Source organism: Streptomyces xanthochromogenes, assembly GCF_014650455.1.
GTDB classification, from domain to species: domain Bacteria; phylum Actinomycetota; class Actinomycetes; order Streptomycetales; family Streptomycetaceae; genus Streptomyces; species Streptomyces xanthochromogenes.
In genome coordinates this window covers 190,205-208,783 of the sequence record NZ_BMUZ01000012.1, presented here as the reverse complement: position 1 = coordinate 208,783, position 18,579 = coordinate 190,205, and the positions used below count along the sequence as shown (strand labels likewise).

Genomic DNA, 18,579 nt, shown 5'->3' with positions numbered 1-18,579 from the left:
CTCTGTGTTTCCCACACCCGCGGTCTTTCAGCCGCCCGAGAGCACCCGCACCAGATCTTCGGCGGTCCGGCACCGGTCGAGCAGCGCCTTCACGTGATTACGCGTTCCGCGAAGGGGTTCCAGGGTTGGCACCCGCTGGAGCGAGTCCCGGCCCGGAAGATCGAAGATCACCGAGTCCCAGGACGCCGCGGCGACGTCGTCCGCGTACTGCTCCAGGCAGCGGCCCCGGAAGTAGGCCCTGGTGTCCTCCGGAGGCTCCGTCTGGGCCCGCAGGACCCCGGGGTCGTCCAGGAGGCGCTTCATCTTGCCGCGGGCCACCAGACGGTTGTACAGGCCCTTCTCGGGCCGTACGTCCGCGTACTGGAGGTCCACCAGGTGCAGCCGGGCCGCGTCCCAGTTCAGGCCGTCCCGGCGCCGGTAGCCCTCCATCAGCTCGCGCTTGGCGATCCAGTCGAGCTCCCCCGACAGGCTCATCGGGTCGTTCTCCAGCCGGTTCAGAACGTCTTCCCAGCGGACCAGGACGTCCTTGGTCTGCTCGTCGGCGTCCGCCCCGAAGCGCTCCTCGACGTACTTGCGCGCCAGCTCGAAGTACTCCATCTGGAGCTGCACGGCCGTCAGGGTGCGGCCGCTGCGCAGGGTGACGAGGTGTTGCAGGGTGGGGTCGTGCGAGACCTGGTGGAGGGTGCGGACCGGCTGGTCCACGGCCAGGTCGACGTTGATGAAGCCTTCCTCGATCATGGACAGGACCAGGGAGGTGGTGCCCAGCTTGAGGTAGGTCGAGATCTCCGAGAGGTTGGCGTCGCCGATGATGACGTGCAGGCGGCGGTACTTCTCGGCGTCGGCGTGCGGCTCGTCGCGGGTGTTGATGATCGGGCGTTTGAGCGTCGTCTCCAGGCCGACCTCGACCTCGAAGTAGTCGGCCCGCTGGCTGATCTGGAAGCCGTGTTCGTGGCCGTCCTGGCCGATGCCCACCCGTCCGGCGCCGGTGATGACCTGGCGCGAGACGAAGAACGGGGTCAGGTGGCGCACGATGTCCGAGAAGGCGGTCTCCCGCTTCATCAGGTAGTTCTCGTGCGTGCCGTACGAGGCGCCCTTGTTGTCGGTGTTGTTCTTGTACAGGTGGATCGGCTGCGCGCCGGGCAGTTGGGCCGCGCGCTCCGCGGCCTCGGCCATGATGCGCTCGCCGGCCTTGTCCCACAGGACCGCGTCCCGGGGGTTGGTGACCTCCGGTGAGCTGTACTCGGGGTGTGCGTGGTCGACGTAGAGCCGCGCCCCGTTGGTGAGGATGACGTTGGCGAGGCCGATGTCCTCGTCGGTGAGCTGGCTTGAGTCGGCGGCCTCGCGGGCGAGGTCGAAGCCGCGGGCGTCCCGCAGCGGGTTCTCCTCCTCGAAGTCCCAGCGGGCGCGGCGCGCCCGGTGCATCGCCGCCGCGTAGGCGTTGACGATCTGGGACGAGGTGAGCATGGCATTGGCGTTGGGGTGGCCGGGGACGGAGATCCCGTACTCCGTCTCGATGCCCATTACTCGCCGTACGGTCATGCGGCCCTCCTTGCCCGGCGGCGCTCCCCCGCGGGAGCGGCGCTCAAGTACCGCTGGTGTTCCGGTGCGTGTGCGGTGCCCGTCCCCGCACTGCGCGACTCGGCGGTACCGAAGAGCCTAGAACGCCTTTGCGCTGGTGGGGAGATCAATTCCGTCATTGCTCTTGCTCCGCTGGTGGCCTGAAAAGCAGTCGGCTGCGGATGCCCGCCCCGGGCACCCGCAGCCGGCCTGCCTTTTACAGGTACTGACCGGTGTTCGCCACCGTGTCGATGGAGCGTCCGGTGTCCGCGCCCTGCTTTCCGGTGACAAGGGTGCGGATGAATACGATCCGCTCGCCCTTCTTTCCGGAAATCCGGGCCCAGTCGTCCGGGTTGGTGGTGTTCGGCAGGTCCTCGTTCTCCTTGAACTCGTCCACGCAAGCCTGGAGGAGGTGGGAGATCCGAAGGCCCTTCTGGTTCTGGTCGAGGAAGGCCTTGATGGCCATCTTCTTGGCCCGGTCCACGATGTTCTGGATCATGGCGCCGGAGTTGAAGTCCTTGAAGTACAGGACTTCCTTGTCACCGTTGGCGTACGTGACTTCCAGGAAGCGGTTCTCCTCGGATTCCGCGTACATCTGCTCCACCACGGACTGGATCATCGCGTGGGTGGTGCCGTCCTTGTCCCCGCCGTGCTCGGCGAGGTCGTCGGCGTGCAGCGGCAGTGAGGACCTGAGGTACTTGGCGAAGATGTCCTTCGCCGCCTCCGCGTCCGGACGCTCGATCTTGATCTTCACATCGAGCCGGCCGGGCCGCAGGATCGCGGGGTCGATCATGTCCTCGCGGTTGGAGGCGCCGATGACGATGACGTTCTCCAGGCCCTCCACGCCGTCGATCTCGGCGAGCAGCTGCGGGACGATGGTGTTCTCCACGTCCGAGCTGACACCGGATCCGCGGGTGCGGAAGAGCGACTCCATCTCGTCGAAGAAGACGATGACGGGGGTGCCCTCGCTCGCCTTCTCCCGGGCACGCTGGAAGACGAGGCGGATGTGCCGCTCGGTCTCGCCGACGTACTTGTTGAGGAGCTCGGGGCCCTTGATGTTGAGGAAGTAGCTCTTCCCCGCGGGCTGGCCGGTCACCTCGGCGACCTTCTTGGCAAGGGAGTTGGCGACCGCCTTGGCGATCAGCGTCTTGCCGCATCCCGGCGGGCCGTAGAGCAGGATGCCCTTCGGCGGCCGCAGTTCGTGCTCCTTGAAGAGGTCGGGGTAGAGGTAGGGCAGTTCGACCGCGTCGCGGATCAGCTCGATCTGGTTGCCCAGACCGCCGATCTTGTCGTAGTCGACGTCCGGAACCTCTTCGAGGACGAGCTCCTCGACCTCGCTCTTGGGGACCACTTCGTAGACGTAACCGGACCTGGGTTCCAGCAGGAGCGCATCGCCGGGGCGGATGGTGATGTCCAGGAGCGGCTCGGCGAGCCTCACCACCCGTTCCTCGTCGGTGTGCCCGACCACCAGGGCGCGCTCGCCGTCCTCCAGGATCTCCTTGAGGGTGACGATGTCCCCGGCGCGCTCGAACTCCATGGCCTCGACCACGTTGAGCGCCTCGTTGAGCATGACTTCCTGGCCGCGCCTCAGGTCGTCGAGTTCGACGCTGGGGCTGACGTTCACCCGGAGCTTGCGGCCCCCGGTGAAGATGTCCGCCGTGCCGTCCTCGTTGGACTGCAGGAAGACACCGAAGCCGGCCGGCGGCTGTGCGAGCCGGTCGACCTCCTCCTTGAGGGCCACGATCTGGTCGCGGGCCTCACGGAGGGTGTTGGCGAGCCGCTCGTTCTGCGCGGACACGCCCGCCAGACTGGTCTGCAACTCGACGATCCGCTCTTCGAGAATCCTCGTATGACGCGGCGAGTCGGCGAGCTTGCGTCGCAGGACGGCGATTTCCTGCTCTAGATAGGCAACCTGGCCGGCTGGGTCCTCAGACCCCCGCCCGGGCCGGATGCCGCGGTTGATGTCGTCGTCGTGGGCTGCCACGGTCCTCACCTCCTCCAAGGGGAGCTGGACGCTTCCTGACCCTACCTGGGCTGGTGGTGATTGAAACCCCTAGATCACAAAGACTCTGGGGTGTGTCCGATCTTCACCCTTGCGCTCTCCCTCACGTCAGGTGGATACCCACCCAACAACATCGGAAAGCGGGCGGTTGTTATCGTCGATGGAGTCAACACCCGTCAGGGCTGGCACCGATTGATTACTCGCGCAGGAACGGCAGGGACATGAACGAGGCTCTCGAAGTCTGGATCGACCAGGACCTGTGCACCGGCGACGGCATCTGCGTCCAGTACGCCCCCGAGGTCTTCGAGCTGGACATCGACGGACTCGCGTACGTGAAGAGCGCCGACGACGAGTTGCTGCAGGCGCCCAGGGCCACAACGCCGGTGCCGCTCCCGCTCCTCCAGGACGTCGTGGACTCCGCCAAGGAGTGCCCGGGCGACTGCATTCACGTACGTCGGGTTTCGGACAGCGTCGAGGTGTACGGGCCCGACGCCGAGTGAGCGCGGGGTGACCGGTGATGACGCACGGTCGCCCCGGCTCTCCGCCCGCGTCCCGGCCGCGGAATTCAGACGCCCAGGGCGTCGGCCCCGGTCGAGCGGACGAACTTCCCGCCCTGCCAGCGCCACTTGACCTCCTGGCGCACATCGGGCTCGTAGCGCGGCACGTCGTCGGACGAGTAGCCGACCAGGGTCGCCGCCACCACGCCGTCGCGTATCGCGAAGTCGGTGACGGTCTGCTTGCTCTTCGGGTCGACCAGCGTCGCCACCACACGCGGCGGGGCGCCCTTGGCCACCGGCCGCGTCACGACGTAGACGCCGCTGGGCGGGGTGCCGCCGCCGGCCCGGCAGTGGACGACCGCCACGGTCTCCGGTACGCCGTCGCCGTCGAGGTCCCCCGAGGCCTTCTTCTCCACCACCGAGCCCACGGGGCCGCAGTCCAGCGGGAAGGCCACCGTGCCGGGGTCGGGCGCCGCCGCCGTCGTGAGCCGCGTGTCCCGCTTGTCCGGAGTCTGGGAGGCCGTGGCCGCGTCCGGTGTCAGCAGGCCGGCGAGAGCGACCACGGCGGCCATCGCGGTGGCGGTGGCGATCCAGTGCACGGGACGGGCGTGGGTGTGCGCGAGCTCAGGGACGGCGGCATTCTGCACGCGGGAGGTCTCCTGTGGAGGGTGGTGCGGGTGGGGGTGGCCAGCATCGTGCCACACGTCACAGGTGGGCGGAATACCGGGGCATCAGGCTCAACGTAAAGGCGCCGCCGCCGAGTTCCCGTGTCGGTCCGGGAACTCGGCGGCGGCGCCGGTTCGTTGTACGAGGCCACGCCCCAGGACTGTGGTCAGTCCTTGTTGGGGCCCTCGTAGTCGTCGCCGTACGCTCCCTTGGCGGGGCGGCGGCGGCGCATCGGGGGTTCCACACCGTCCGCGAGGCGGCGGGCGGTCACCAGGAAGCCGGTGTGGCCGATCATCCGGTGGTCCGGGCGGACGGCCAGGCCCTCCACGTGCCAGTTGCGGATCATCGACTCCCACGGCTGCGGCTCGGCGAAGCAGCCGATCTCGCGGATGGATTCGACGGTGCGCGAGAGCTGGGTGGTGGTGGCCACGTAGCAGCACAGGATGCCGCCGGGGACGAGCGCCTTGGAGACGGCGTCCAGGCACTCCCAGGGGGCGAGCATGTCGAGGATGACGCGGTCGACCTCGGTGTCCGAGAGGTTGTCCTGGAGGTCGCCCACGGTGAGCTGCCAGGCCGGGTGCGGTCCGCCGAAGTAGCGCTCCACGTTCTGCGTGGCGATCTCGGCGAAGTCCTCGCGGCGCTCGTAGGAGTGCAGCATCCCGTGGTCGCCGATGGCGCGCAGCAGGAAGGCGCTCAGCGAGCCCGAACCGACGCCGGCCTCGACGACGCGGGCGCCGGCGAAGATGTCGGCGAAGGCCAGGATCTGCCCCGCGTCCTTGGGGTAGACCACGGCGGCGCCGCGGGGCATGGACAGGACGAAGTCGGGGAGCAGGGGGCGCAGCGCGAGGTAGGCGACGTTTCCCGTGGTACGGACAACACTGCCCTCGGGAGCACCGATCAGCTCGTCGTGCGGGAAGGAACCCTTGTGGGTGTGGAAATTCTTCCCGGCTTCGAGCGTGAACGTGTAGTGGCGTCCCTTGGGGTCGGTGAGCTGGACCTGGTCCCCGACCTTGAAGGGCCCGCGACGGCGGGCGGCACCGGTCGGTTCGGACATACGACCAGAGTACCGGCCGTTCCAGGTCTCGAACGCCACGTCGGCCGGGCCGCGCTCCTAGGAGCCGGGCCGTGCCATGGCCGCGACGAAGGCCTTCTCCACGTCGGCCGCGGAGAGCACTCCGTAGATCTCCCCGGTCTCCTCGACGACGAGGTACTCGGTCGCGGGGGTGGCCCGCAGGAGGTCGAGGAGCGGCTCCCCCGCGAGTTCGGCGGGGACGTGCATGCCGTCGGTGAGGTCCTGGGCGAGGCCGCTGACGGCGACCCAGGGGCGGCGGTGCTCGGGGACGCCGACGATGGCGGCCTCGCGGACCAGGGCGGTCGGGTCGCCGTGCCCGTCGACGACGACCAGGGCGCGGGCGCCCGCCTCGTTGGCGCGGCGCAGCGCCTCGGAGAGCGGGGTGGTGGACTCCACGGGCACCGCCCGCCGGGTGAGGGTACGGGCCCGCAGTTCGGGGAGGTGCTCGCGCAGCCGGGCCATGCGCAGGCTGTTGCCGGCGCCGGTCCAGATGATCGCGGCGAGGATGGCGGCGAGCAGTGCGTCGGTGACGGTGTCCATGCCGCTGACCTCGTCGGGCGAGTTGCCGAGCGCCCCGGTCTGGGTGAGCAGCGGCAGCCCGATGAGCACGGTGACGGCGAGGGCGCGGCCGACCCAGGCGGCGGCGATGGTGCCGCTCATGGGCTTGCCGGTGATCTTCCACACGACGGCGCGGAGCATCCGCCCGCCGTCCAGGGGCAGGCCCGGCAGCAGGTTGAATCCGGCCACGATGAGGTTGGAGATCATCAGGCCCGCCAGCAGCACGCCGGGGACGGTGCCGGGTTCGACGGCCTTCATGCCGAGGTAGAAGACGCCCGACAGGACGAGCGAGAGCAGCGGGCCGACGAAGGCCAGGACGAACTCGCGGCCCGGGGTCTCGGTCTCCTTCTCGATCTCGGAGACGCCGCCGAAGAACTGGAGCTGGATGCGGCGCACCGGAAGCCGGAAGCGGAGGGCGGCCACGGTGTGGGCGAGTTCGTGGACCAGCACGGAGGCGTAGAAGGCCACCGCGAAGAAGAGCGACACGAGGTAGCGGGCGGCGCCGAGTTCGGGCAGGACCCGGTCGAGCTGGCCGCCGAAGACCCAGGTGATGAGGGCCGCGACCAGGAACCAGCTGGGGGCGACGTAGACGGGCACGCCGAACGGGCGGCCCATCAGAATCCCGCCACCGGGGCCGGAGCGCGGCTGCTTGCCCTTGACCGGACCACCGCCGCCGGGGCTCTTGCCCGTCGCGCCGGACTGCGGCCGTCCGCGCTCGCCGCTCTCGCCGCTGTCTTCCACGGGTTCCCTTCGTCGGTACGATGCCTGCTCCGGGAAACCTGCCCCGGAGCCCCGGCCGGACTCACTGCGTCCGCCGAATGTTCGCTGCATGGTGCGATGTCACGATCATGCAGGGTGAGGGCGCCTGTCGTCGATGGTATTCCGCTCGCTGTCAGTGGCGGGTCGTAGGGTCTGTGTCATGAGTACGAGTACCGGTGGGGCCGCGGCCGCACAGCAGCCGACGTCGTTGTCGCCGTCGCGCGCGAACGACTTCATGCAGTGCCCCCTGCTCTACCGGTTCCGGGTGATCGACCGGCTCCCCGAGAAGCCGAGCGAGGCGGCCACGCGCGGCACCCTGGTGCACGCCGTTCTGGAGCGGCTCTTCGACGATCCGGCGGCCGAGCGCACGGCCCCGCGCGCCAAGTCGATGATCCCGGGCCAGTGGGACCGGCTGCTGGAATCGAAGCCGGAGCTCACCGAGCTGTTCGCGCAGGACGCCGAGGGCGAGCGGCTCGCCCAGTGGCTGGGCGAGGCCGAGCGGCTGGTGGAGCGGTGGTTCTCTCTGGAGGACCCCACGCGCCTGGAGCCGGTGGAGCGGGAGTTCTTCGTCGAGACCGAGCTGGAGTCGGGGCTGCGGCTGCGCGGTGTCATCGACCGGGTGGACGTGGCACCGACCGGCGAGGTGCGCATCGTCGACTACAAGACGGGCAAGGCCCCCCGGCCGCAGTACGCGGAGGGGGCGCTCTTCCAGATGAAGTTCTACGCGCTGGTGGTGTGGCGCCTCAAGCAGGTCGTGCCGCGCCGGCTTCAGCTGGTGTACCTGGGCAGTGGGGACGTGCTGACGTACGACCCGGTCGAGGCGGACCTGGTGCAGGTGGAGCGGAAGCTGCTCGCGCTGTGGGAGGCGATCCGGCTCGCCACCGAGACGGGCGACTGGCGGCCACGGCCGACGAAGCTGTGCGGCTGGTGCGACCATCAGGCGGTCTGTCCGGAATTCGGTGGGACTCCCCCGGTATACCCGCTGTCCATCACCGTGGCCCCGGAGTCGGCAGGCTGAGTTCCAGCGGCGGCCGTCGGCCCGGGTACGCCCCCGGTGGCGGCCGCCGGGCCCCCGCCCGGCCGCGTCCGGCATCGGTGAGCAGGGCAGAATGGGCCCGGTCCAGCAATCTGATGAGGAGTACCCGTGGCGATCCGCGTCCTACTGGTCGACGACCAGCCGCTGCTGCGCACCGGCTTCCGCATGATCCTGGAGGCCGAGCAGGACATCGCGGTGGTCGGCGAGGCCGGTGACGGTCTGCAGGCCCTCGATCAGGTGCGGGCGCTCCAGCCCGATGTGGTCCTCATGGACATCCGGATGCCCCGCATGGACGGGGTGGAGGCGACCCGGCAGATCAGCGGGCCCGGCAAGGACGGCCCCGCGAAGGTGCTCGTCCTGACCACGTTCGACCTGGACGAGTATGTGGTGGAGGCGCTCAAGGCGGGGGCCAGCGGCTTCCTCCTGAAGGACGCGCCCGCCCATGAGCTGGTGCAGGCGATCCGGGTGGTCGCGGCCGGCGAGGCGATGCTGGCGCCGTCGATCACGCGCCGGCTGCTCGACAAGTACGCCGATCATCTGCCGTCCGGCGAGGAGCCGGTGCCGGACACGCTGCACACGCTGACCGACCGCGAGGTGGAGGTTCTGAAGCTCGTCGCCCGCGGTCTTTCCAACGCGGAGATCGCGGCGGACCTGTTCGTCAGCGAGACCACGGTCAAGACGCACGTGGGGCATGTGCTGACGAAGCTGGGGCTGCGGGACCGGGTGCAGGCGGCGGTCTACGCGTATGAGAGTGGGCTGGTTCGGCCGGGTGCCCAGTAGGGCGGGGCGGCTCCCCGAGGCACCGGGGGCTCCGCCCCTCGACCCCGGCTCCTCCAACGCCGGAGGGCCTTCATCCTCGCGTGTGCGTCACCTGCGGATCGTGCGTGGCTGATCGCGCGGCTCCTCGTGCCCCTGGCAGGGCCGACCGCAGCCACCGTGACGCCCACCCGGTGCAGGTGCTCACCTGGCAGGGCTGACCTCGACCCGGTCGCCCCGCCCGGCGGGACAGCACATGTCGCTGCCCCGCGCCCCGGGCGGGGCCCTCGCCTCAGCCCTTCTTGATTTCCCAGAAGCGGAAGACCGTCGACGCGTCCAGGGTCCACTCCAGGCCGGTGATCCCGGTGCGCGCGACCGCGTACTGCTTGCCCTGCCACAGCGGGAGGACCGGGAGTTCGTCGGCCACGATGTCCTGGAGCTTGGCGAACTCGCCCTCGGTGGTGGCGCGGTCGGCGGTGCCCGCGGTCGCCGGGAGGATCTCGTCGGTGATCTGCTTGTTCGTGTAGTTGTTGGACAGCACGTTGCCCTTGCCGAAGAACGGCAGGGTGAAGTTGTCCGGGTCCGGGTAGTCCGGAATCCAGCCCTTCACGTACACGCCGTACTTCCCGGCCTCGATGTCCTTCTCGTACTGCTTGAACTCGACCGACTTCACGTCGGCGTCGAACAGCCCGCTCGCGTTGAGCTGGCCCGCGATCGCCCTCAACTCGTCGTCCGTGGAAGGTCCGTAGCGGCTCGGCGTGGACCACAGCGTCAGCTTCACCTTGCCGCTGATGCCCGCCGAGTGCAGTGCCGCCTTCGCCTTGACCGGGTCGGGGCTGCCCCCGTACTGGTCGAAGAGGGCCGTGGTGTGGGCGGTGATTCCGCTGGGGACGACCGAGTACAGCGGGGTCGCCGTGGACGAGTACACATCGCGGACGAGGGCCTCGCGGTCGACGAGGTAGGCGATGGCCTTGCGCACTCCGAGCTTGCCGGCGACCGGGTCCTTCATGTTGAAGACCAGGTCCTGGACCTCGGCGCTGGAGCCCTCGATGACGTTGATGCCCTGCTTGCCCGAGGTCGCCGCGGTCTGCAGCGCGGCCGTGTCCTTCGCCGTGAGACCTCGGTAGGCGAGGTCGATGTCGCCCTTGTTCAGGGCCGCGGCCAGGCCCTTCTGGTCGCCGTGGAACAGCTTCAGGGTCAGCCCGGAGTTCTTGGCCTTGACCGTGCCCTCGTAGGAGGAGTTGACCGAGAAGACGGCCTGCTGCTCGCCGAAGGAGTCCAGCTTGTAGACGCCGGAGCCGACCGCCTTGCCGTCGGTGCGCAGCTTGTCGGCCGGGTACTCCTTGTGGTCGACGATCGAGCCGGCACCGGAGGCGATCTTGCTCGGGAAGGTGGCGTCCGGGACCTTCAGGTGGAAGACGACGGTCTTCGCGTCCGGGGTGTCGACCTTGCCGAGGGTGGCGAGCATCGGCGCCGGGCCGCTGTCGTCGTGGATCTTCAGCACCCGCTCGAAGGAGTACTTGACGTCCTCGGAAGTCAGCGGGTCACCGTTGCTGAACTTGAGCCCGGGCCGCAGGGTGCAGCGGTAGACCGTGGAGCCGCCCCGGTCGAAGCCGCAGCTCTGCGCGGCTTCGGGCTGGGGCGTCGTGCTGCCCTTGGGGAAGCTGAGCAGGGACTGGAAGACGTTGTTGAAGAGCAGCCACGACCCTGGGTCGTAACCGGAGGCGGGATCGGTGGCGAGGATGTCGTCGGACATACCCATGATCACCGAACCGTCGCCGCCGGAGGCCGCGCCGCCGCCCTGCTGTGTCCCACAACCACTCACGAGACCGGCTGCCACGCCCGCCGCGAGCGGGGCGGTCAGCCATCGGTTTCGTATCTTCACCTGCACGTGCCTCACAGTCCTGCTGATGGAAATGTCCGGGCGCGCCAAGGGCCGCGGCCGGGTCGTGCGTTACTTCTTGCCGCGCCCGAGTTCCCACAGCTGCAGGTCGGACGAGGAGTTGATGGCCCATTCGGTGCCGGTGATGTCGGTGCGGGCCGCGACGTACTGCTTGCCCTGCCACAGCGGGATGACCGGGGCGTCGTTGGCGACGATGTCCTGGATCTGCTCGAACGGCTTCGCCGCCTGGTTGCGGTCGGCGGCCACCCGCGACTGCGGGATGAGGGTGTTGCGGATGTCGTTGCTGACGTACGGGGTGTTGAGGAAGTTGTCCTTGCCGAAGAACGGCGCGACGAAGTTGTCCGGGTCCGGGAAGTCGGGGAACCAGCCGAGGCCGTAGACCGCGTACTCGCCCTTCTTCTGCGCGGGACGGAACTTCGACCACTCGGTGCCCTGGATCGTCGTGCTGAACAAGCCGGTGGCGTTCAGCTGCGCCGACAGGTTCTTGAACTCGTCCTCGGTGATCGAACCGTAGTGGTCCTTGGTGTAGTTGAGGGTGAGCTTGACGGGCGTCGAGATGTTGGCGCTCTTCAGGATGTTCTGCGCCTTGGCCTTGCTCGCCTCGCCGTACTTGTTGAAGAACGAGTTGGTGTGGCCGGCGATCGAGGTGGGGATCAGCGAGTACAGCGGCTCGGCGGTCTGGCCGTACACCTTGCTCACCAGCTGGTTGCGGTCGATGGCCTGGGCCATCGCCTCGCGCACCGCCTTGTTCTTGACCGCCGGATCGTCGGTGTTGAAGGCGAGGTAGCGGATCTCCAGACCGGGCATCTCGACCAGGTTGACGTCCTTGCTCGGGCTGACCTGCATCTGCTGGATCTGCCCGGGCGTCATGGCGCGCGCCATCAGGTCGATGTCGCCCTTGGCGAGCGCGGTGCCCATGGCCTCGGCGGTGGGGAAGGAGCGCAGCTCGACCTTGTCGTTCGCGAACTTCACGTCGCCCTTGTAGTTCGGGTTCTTGGTGAAGGTGAACTTCTCGACCTGGTCGCCCTTGACGTCGGCCTTCATCGTGTACGGACCCGAGCCGTCCATCTCCAGGCCGTCTCGGAGCTTCTTGGGCTGGTACTTGTCCTTCTGCACGATCCCCGCGGCGGGCGTCGCGAGCTTGTACGGGAAGGTGGCGTCCGGCGTCTTGAGATGGAAGACGATCTCGGTGCCGCCCTTGGTCTCCATCGTGTCGATGTTGTCCAGGAGACCGGAGGGGCCGTTGTCGTCCTTGATGTCGAGCACGCGCTGGATCGAGTACTTCACGTCGTCCGCGGTCACCTTGGTGCCGTCGGCGAACTCAAGTCCGCTGCGCAGCGTGCAGCGGTAGCTCTCGTTCTCCTTGTCGGTGAAGTTGCACGCGGAAGCGGCGTCCGGGACGGGCAGGCCGCCACCGCGCGGCACGCGGACCAGCGACTGCGTGGTCTGCCGCATCACGTTCCAGATGCCGGTCTCGTAGGCGTGGGCCGGATCGAAGGGAGCAGGCGCGTCCTTGGTCGCCACGAACTGGTCCGTGGTGCCCACGACGATGGTCTTTCCGCCACTTCCCCCGCTCTCCGATCCGCCGCAGGCGGCGAGTACGGGAGCGAGCAGGCCCACTACGGCCGGCAGCACCAAAGTCTTGCGGTTCATCCTGGACGATCTCCCTTGTCCGGCACTTTGGGGTACAGCTGTGTACGGGACACTCCGCCGCGTCCGCCCGTTCGGGGCGGGGCGATCGGGCCGGGTTTGTGCGATCGGACCTGCGCTTCCCGTCCACGTGGTGTGCGGCGGGGCAGATGAGGATGCGGCGAAGTTCTCGGACGAGATTAGTGCTCGCCGTACGGAAAGCTGGAACTGGCTCTGGTGCACGGGGAATCAATCCGTCCGCCCCCTGGCGGCCCACCGATATCGAGATGCCGGAATGTTTCGTACACCGGTTCATGAAATGGGACACAAGGGTGCGTCCAGGCGCTCCGGAGTGCCCGGATCGGGCCGCCGTCGAGCCTCGGTCGGGTGATGAACGTCACCCCGAGGACCTCTTTGACAGGGCGTGAATTCGATCTCTGAAGTCACGGAAAATGAACGCGCGGCTGCGATGAGTTCTTCCGTATTCAACGACACACGCTCGGTGAACAGGTCAGTTCACACGCGTGATCAGGGTGCGCAGAAAGGCCAGGTCGACCGCTTCGAGGGAGTCGACCACGACCCGGCCCTCGGCGGCCGCGATCGGGGCGACCGAGGGCACCGCGACCACCCGGCAGCCGGCCGCCTCCGCGGCGGCGACACCGGTGGCCGTGTCCTCCACGACGGCGCATCTGGCCGGGTCGGCGTCGAGCCCGCGGGCCGCGAACAGGTACGGGTCGGGGTGCGGCTTGGTGCGGGGCACCTCGTCGCCGGCGACGGTCAGCGCGAAGTGGGACGGGCCGAGCGAATGCACGATCTTGTCGATGATGCGGCGGTGCGAGGCGGAGACCAGGGCGGTCGGGACCTTGTGGGCGGCGAGTTCGCCCAGCAGCCGGGCGGCGCCCGGCATCAGCGGCACCCCGCGGGAGATCCGGGCCTCGAAGCGGTCGTTGAGCAGTACGGTCAGCTCGGCCAGGGTGATGTCGGCGCCGGTGGCCTCGATGAGGAAGCCCGCGCTGCGGGTCATGGGCCCGCCCACCACGATGTCCCGCCACGACTCGTCCAGGACGTGCCCGAGCGCGGCGAACGCCTCGCGCTCGGCGTCCCACCAGAAGCCCTCGGTGTCGACGAGCGTGCCGTCCATGTCGAGGAAGACGGCCTGGAGTGCGGAGCCTTCGGCCGTAAGAGTCATGGCTGTGGGGACCGTACTGGTCATCGGCACACCTCCTGAAGGGACGAGAAGGCCGGTCGCCTTCCCCAGCGGGGAAAAGCGACCGGCCTTCTACTGGGCCGACCAGTGTACGTCCGGTCCGCTGAACGTGCGCTGAATTAACCGGGGCGCTTGGTCATCGGGCGTTGAAGTACTTGGCTTCGGGGTGGTGGATGACGATGGCGTCGGTGGACTGCTCGGGGTGGAGCTGGAACTCCTCGGAGAGGTGGACGCCGATCCGCTCCGGTTCGAGCAGCTCGGCGATCTTGGCCCGGTCCTCCAGGTCGGGGCAGGCTCCGTAGCCGAGCGAGAAGCGCGCCCCGCGGTACTTGAGCGCGAACATGTCCTCCACGTCGGACGGGTCCTCGCCCGCGAAACCGAGCTCGGAACGCACCCGCGCGTGCCAGTATTCGGCGAGCGCCTCGGCCAACTGGACGGACAGGCCGTGCAGTTCGAGGTAGTCGCGGTAGGAGTTGGCCTCGAACAGCTTGGCCGTCTCCTCGCCGATCCGGGAGCCGACGGTGACGACCTGCAGGCCCACCACGTCCACCTCGCCGGACTCCTCCGGGCGGAAGAAGTCCGCCAGGCACAGCCGGCGGCCGCGGCGCTGGCGCGGGAAGGTGAAGCGGGTCCGCTCGCTGCCGTCGTCGTTCAGGAGGACGAGGTCGTCGCCCTTGGACACGCACGGGAAGTAGCCGTGCACGACGGCCGCCTCCAGGAGGCCCTCGGTGTGCAGCTTGTCGAGCCAGCCGCGCAGGTGCGGGCGGCCCTCGGTCTCCACCAGCTCCTCGTAGCTGGGGCCGCCCTTGCGGGCCTCCTTCAGGCCCCACTGGCCCTTGAAGAGGGCGCCCTCGTCCAGCCAGGACGCGTACTCCTTGAGCGGGATGCCCTTGACGACGCGGGTGCCCCAGAACGGCGGGGTGGGCACCGGGTTGTCGACGGCCACGTCCGAGCGCACCGAGCCCTCGGGCTCCTCGGCCTCCAGGACGGGAGTGTCCCGCTTGGGCACCCGGCGCTGCTTGAGCTCGGGCAGTACGGCGCCGGGCACGCCGCGCTTGACGCCGATCAATGCGTCCATGAGCCGCAGGCCCTCGAACGCGTCGCGGGCGTAACGGACTTCGCCCTCGTAGATCTCGTGCAGGTCCTGCTCGACATAGGCCCGGGTCAGGGCCGCGCCACCGAGGATGACCGGGTACTCGGCGGCCAGCTTGCGCTGGTTGAGCTCCTCCAGGTTCTCCTTCATGATCACGGTGGACTTGACCAGGAGGCCGGACATGCCGATGACGTCGGCGCGATGCTCCTCGGCGGCCTCCAGGATCGCGGAGACCGGCTGCTTGATACCGAGGTTGACGACGTTGTAGCCATTGTTGGACAGGATGATGTCGACGAGGTTCTTGCCGATGTCGTGGACGTCGCCGCGCACGGTGGCCAGCACGATCGTGCCCTTGCCCTCCGCGTCCGACTTCTCCATGTGCGGCTCCAGATGGGCCACCGCGGACTTCATGACCTCGGCCGACTGGAGCACGAACGGCAGCTGCATCTGGCCGGAGCCGAACAGCTCGCCGACCACCTTCATGCCTTCGAGCAGGGTGTTGTTCACGACGTCGAGGGCCGGGGTGGTTTCGAGGGCCTCGTCGAGGTCGGCCTCCAGGCCGTTCTTCTCGCCGTCGATGATGCGGCGCTGCAGCCTCTCCTCCAGCGGCAGCGCGAGGAGCTCCTCGGCCTTGCCCGCCTTCATCGACTTCATGTTGACGCCCTCGAAGAGCTCCATGAGCTTCTGCAGCGGGTCGTAGCCCTCGGCGCGCCGGTCGTAGATCAGGTCGAGCGCGACCTTGACCTGCTCCTCCTCCAGGCGCGCGATCGGCAGGATCTTGGAGGCGTGCACGATGGCCGAGTCCAGGCCCGCCTTGACGCACTCGTCCAGGAACACGGAGTTGAGGACGACACGGGCGGCCGGGTTGAGGCCGAAGGAGATGTTGGACAGGCCGAGCGTGGTCTGTACGTCGGGGTGGCGTCGCTTGAGTTCACGGATCGCCCCGATGGTGGCGATGCCGTCGCCGCGCGACTCCTCCTGGCCGGTGCAGATGGTGAAGGTCAGGGTGTCGATGAGGATGTCCGACTCGTGCACCCCCCAGTTGCCGGTCAGGTCCGCGATGAGGCGCTCGGCGATGGCGACCTTGGTCTCGACGGTGCGGGCCTGGCCCTCCTCGTCGATGGTCAGCGCGATCAGCGCGGCGCCGTGCTCCACGGCCAGCTTGGTGACCTTCGCGAAGCGCGACTCCGGTCCGTCGCCGTCCTCGTAGTTGACGGAGTTGATGACCGCCCGGCCGCCGAGCTTCTCCAACCCCGCCTGGATGACCGGGAGTTCGGTCGAGTCGAGCACGATGGGCAGGGTGGAGGCGGTCGCGAAGCGGCCGGCCAGCTCGGCCATGTCGGCCACACCGTCGCGGCCCACGTAATCGACGCAGAGGTCGAGCAGGTGGGCGCCCTCGCGGATCTGGTCGCGGGCCATCTCCACACAGTCGTCCCAGCGGCCCTCCAGCATGGCCTCGCGGAACTTCTTCGACCCGTTGGCGTTCGTCCGCTCGCCGATCGCCAGGTACGAGGTGTCCTGGCGGAACGGCACGGTCTGGTAGAGCGAGGCCGCGCCCGGCTCCGGGCGCGGGTCGCGCTCGCCGGGGACGCTGCCGCGCACCCGCTCCACCACCTGGCGCAGGTGCTCGGGGGTGGTGCCGCAGCAGCCGCCGACCAGGGACAGGCCGTAGTCGTGGACGAAGTTCTCCTGCGCGTCCGCCAGGCCCTCGGGGTCGAGCGGGAAGTGGGCGCCGTCCTTGGTCAGGACGGGCAGGCCGGCGTTGGGCATGCAGAGCAGCGGGATGCGCGAGTGCCGGGTCAGATAGCGCAGGTGCTCGCTCATCTCGGCGGGGCCGGTCGAGCAGTTCAGGCCGATCATGTCGATGCCGAGCGGTTCGAGCGCGGTCAGCGCCGCGCCGATCTCGGAGCCCAGCAGCATCGTGCCGGTCGTCTCGAAGGCGAGGGAGACGACGAGGGGCATGTCGGCCCCGACCGCCTCCATGGCGCGGCGGGCGCCGAGGATCGCGGACTTGGTCTGGAGCAGGTCCTGGGTGGTCTCGACGATCAGTGCGTCCGCGCCGCCCGCGATCAGGCCCTCGGCGTTCGCCTGGAAGCCGTCGCGCAGCGTGGGGTAGCCGATGTGGCCCAGGGTGGGCAGCTTGGTGCCGGGGCCGATGGAGCCGAGCACCCAGCGCTGCTGCCCGGTGGAGGCGGTGAACTCGTCGGCGACCTCGCGGGCGATCCGCGCGCCGGACTCGGAGAGCTCGAAGACCCGCTCGGGGATGTCGTACTCGCTCATCGCCGTGTGGTTGGCGCCGAAGGTGTTGGTCTCCACGCAGTCCACGCCGACCGCGAAGTAGGCCTCGTGGACCGTGCGCACGATGTCGGGCCGGGTCACGTTCAGAACCTCGTTGCAGCCCTCAAGGTCCTGGAAGTCCTCCAGGGTGGGATCCTGCGCCTGCAGCATGGTTCCCATCGCGCCGTCGGCCACCACCACCCGGGTGGCGAGTGCCTCGCGGAGGGCGTCGATTCGGGTCCGGCTGTCAGCGGAAGGGGTCGGCAACGAGGCCATGGATGTGCTCCCTGGAGTGCGACGGCTGTCGGCTTTGCGCCGTCCGGCAGGAGGGCGCACGCGGCCAGCCTAACCGGGCGGCCCCGGCCCGCGCGCGGGTGTATCAGGGGGCGGACGCCAAGGGGCGGCCCGCGCGAAGCGGTCCTGACGGGGTGGCGGGGGCCACGCCCGCGGTGACACGAGGTCGACAACGGCCGATACTGTTCAGCATTGTCGAACCAGTCATGTCAGAGCCGGCCGCTACAGGACGACAGCCGGTTCCGCAGTGCCCGAAAGGGAGGGAGCGCGATGGCGCGCAACATCCAGTCGCTCGAACGGGCGGCCGCCATGCTGCGGCTGCTCGCGGGGGGCGAGCGGCGGCTGGGCCTGTCCGATGTGGCCTCCTCGCTGGGCCTCGCCAAGGGCACCGCGCACGGAATCCTGCGCACCCTGCAGGCCGAGGGCTTCGTGGAGCAGGACCCGGCGTCGGGCCGCTACCAGCTGGGCGCCGAGCTGCTGCGCCTGGGCAACAGCTACCTGGACGTCCACGAGCTGCGGGCCCGCGCCCTGGTGTGGACGGACGACCTGGCGCGGTCCAGCGGCGAGAGCGTGTACGTGGGGGTGCTCCACCAGCAGGGCGTGCTGATCATGCACCACGTCTTCCGGCCCGACGACAGCCGCCAGGTCCTCGAAGTGGGCGCCATGCAGCCGCTGCACTCCACGGCCCTGGGCAAGGTGCTCTCCGCGTACGACCCGGTCGCGCACACCGAGGCCGTGGACAACGCGCACGAGGCGTTCACGCCCGGCACGGTCACCTCGGCGGACGGCTTCGAGGAGCTGCTCGCGCTGACCCGGGCGCGCGGCTGGGGCTCCGACATCGAGGAGACCTGGGTGGGCGTCGCCTCGGTGGCCGCCCCGATCCACGACCGGCGCAGGATGCCGGTCGGCGCGGTGGGCGTCACGGGCGCCGTGGAGCGCGTCTGCAAGGAGGGCGAGGTGCGGCCCGACCTGGTGGCCGCGGTGCGGGACTGCGCCCGAGCGGTCTCGCGCGACCTGGGCGCCGGCCGCTTCTAGCGCCTTACCGGCCCGGCCCGCAGGCCCCGTACGGCGGCGTCGCAGGCCCCTCTGCGCCCCAGGGGGCGGCCCCGGGTGCCGTACGTCGGCGAAGCCCGTCCGGGGCTCGTCCGGGGCTCGTGCAGGGCTTGCCGGAGCCCCCGAGTTGCCCCTGGGCCCGGGTCGGCGTTTGGTGGTTCGTACCACCTGGTAACGATCGGGATTCCAGTCACACAAGTATTGACGCGCAGTTAACCCG

The 18,579-nt window shown here is 69.2% G+C and carries 13 protein-coding genes; 4 read left to right on the top strand and 9 right to left on the bottom strand.

Annotated features, from left to right (window positions below; translation table 11 throughout):
- Window positions 1–27: 27 nt before the first annotated feature.
- Window positions 28–1,539: a depupylase/deamidase Dop gene (gene dop / locus IE267_RS29065; protein WP_161250545.1), complete on the bottom strand. Its 1,512-nt coding sequence runs from the start codon at window positions 1,537–1,539 to the stop codon at window positions 28–30.
- 235 nt (window positions 1,540–1,774) lie between these two features.
- Window positions 1,775–3,541 (bottom strand): proteasome ATPase, encoded by a 1,767-nt coding sequence (gene arc, locus IE267_RS29060; protein WP_100577081.1) that lies wholly within the window; start codon window positions 3,539–3,541, stop codon window positions 1,775–1,777.
- A gap of 239 nt (window positions 3,542–3,780) precedes the next feature.
- Here arc and IE267_RS29055 point away from each other — a divergent pair, with 239 nt between their 5' ends.
- Window positions 3,781–4,059 carry a ferredoxin gene (locus tag IE267_RS29055; RefSeq protein WP_161250548.1) on the top strand — a complete coding sequence of 93 codons (279 nt, stop codon included), beginning with the start codon at window positions 3,781–3,783 and terminating at the stop codon, window positions 4,057–4,059.
- A 65-nt stretch (window positions 4,060–4,124) separates the two neighbouring features.
- On the opposite strand, the gene IE267_RS29050 is transcribed toward IE267_RS29055, so the two are convergent.
- The 3 genes from IE267_RS29050 to IE267_RS29040 all read right to left on the bottom strand — a co-directional run bounded on the left by IE267_RS29050 (window position 4,125) and on the right by IE267_RS29040 (window position 7,093).
- A complete protein-coding gene (locus IE267_RS29050; protein WP_167154647.1) occupies window positions 4,125–4,703 on the bottom strand; it encodes a hypothetical protein in 579 nt (192 codons plus the stop codon).
- 185 nt (window positions 4,704–4,888) lie between these two features.
- Window positions 4,889–5,776, bottom strand: coding sequence for a tRNA (adenine-N1)-methyltransferase (locus IE267_RS29045; RefSeq protein WP_100577078.1), 888 nt, complete (start codon window positions 5,774–5,776; stop codon window positions 4,889–4,891).
- Between the two features lie 57 nt (window positions 5,777–5,833).
- Entirely contained in the window at window positions 5,834–7,093 is a 1,260-nt protein-coding gene (locus IE267_RS29040) for a site-2 protease family protein (protein WP_167154643.1), read from the bottom strand.
- A 178-nt stretch (window positions 7,094–7,271) separates the two neighbouring features.
- Between IE267_RS29040 and IE267_RS29035 the strand changes: the two genes are divergently transcribed.
- Together IE267_RS29035 and IE267_RS29030 are read left to right on the top strand one after the other, a co-directional pair.
- The gene (locus IE267_RS29035) at window positions 7,272–8,129 is read left to right on the top strand and encodes a RecB family exonuclease (RefSeq protein WP_229861478.1); all 858 of its coding nucleotides are present in this window, start codon (window positions 7,272–7,274) and stop codon (window positions 8,127–8,129) included.
- A 126-nt stretch (window positions 8,130–8,255) separates the two neighbouring features.
- The gene (locus IE267_RS29030; protein ID WP_100577075.1) at window positions 8,256–8,927 is read left to right on the top strand and encodes a response regulator; all 672 of its coding nucleotides are present in this window, start codon (window positions 8,256–8,258) and stop codon (window positions 8,925–8,927) included.
- A 268-nt stretch (window positions 8,928–9,195) separates the two neighbouring features.
- On the opposite strand, the gene IE267_RS29025 is transcribed toward IE267_RS29030, so the two are convergent.
- The 4 genes from IE267_RS29025 to metH form a co-directional block, all read right to left on the bottom strand.
- The gene (locus IE267_RS29025; protein ID WP_189765268.1) at window positions 9,196–10,788 is read right to left on the bottom strand and encodes an ABC transporter substrate-binding protein; all 1,593 of its coding nucleotides are present in this window, start codon (window positions 10,786–10,788) and stop codon (window positions 9,196–9,198) included.
- Between the two features lie 69 nt (window positions 10,789–10,857).
- Window positions 10,858–12,459, bottom strand: a complete 1,602-nt coding sequence (locus tag IE267_RS29020; protein WP_161250558.1) for an ABC transporter substrate-binding protein — start codon at window positions 12,457–12,459, stop codon at window positions 10,858–10,860.
- 487 nt (window positions 12,460–12,946) lie between these two features.
- Window positions 12,947–13,648, bottom strand: coding sequence for an HAD family hydrolase (locus IE267_RS29015; protein ID WP_167154631.1), 702 nt, complete (start codon window positions 13,646–13,648; stop codon window positions 12,947–12,949).
- Between the two features lie 130 nt (window positions 13,649–13,778).
- Window positions 13,779–17,288, bottom strand: a complete 3,510-nt coding sequence (metH, locus tag IE267_RS29010; protein WP_189765266.1) for a methionine synthase — start codon at window positions 17,286–17,288, stop codon at window positions 13,779–13,781.
- A gap of 288 nt (window positions 17,289–17,576) precedes the next feature.
- Here metH and IE267_RS29005 point away from each other — a divergent pair, with 288 nt between their 5' ends.
- Window positions 17,577–18,341 carry an IclR family transcriptional regulator gene (locus tag IE267_RS29005; RefSeq protein WP_167154627.1) on the top strand — a complete coding sequence of 255 codons (765 nt, stop codon included), beginning with the start codon at window positions 17,577–17,579 and terminating at the stop codon, window positions 18,339–18,341.
- The last annotated feature ends 238 nt before the right edge of the window (window positions 18,342–18,579 follow it).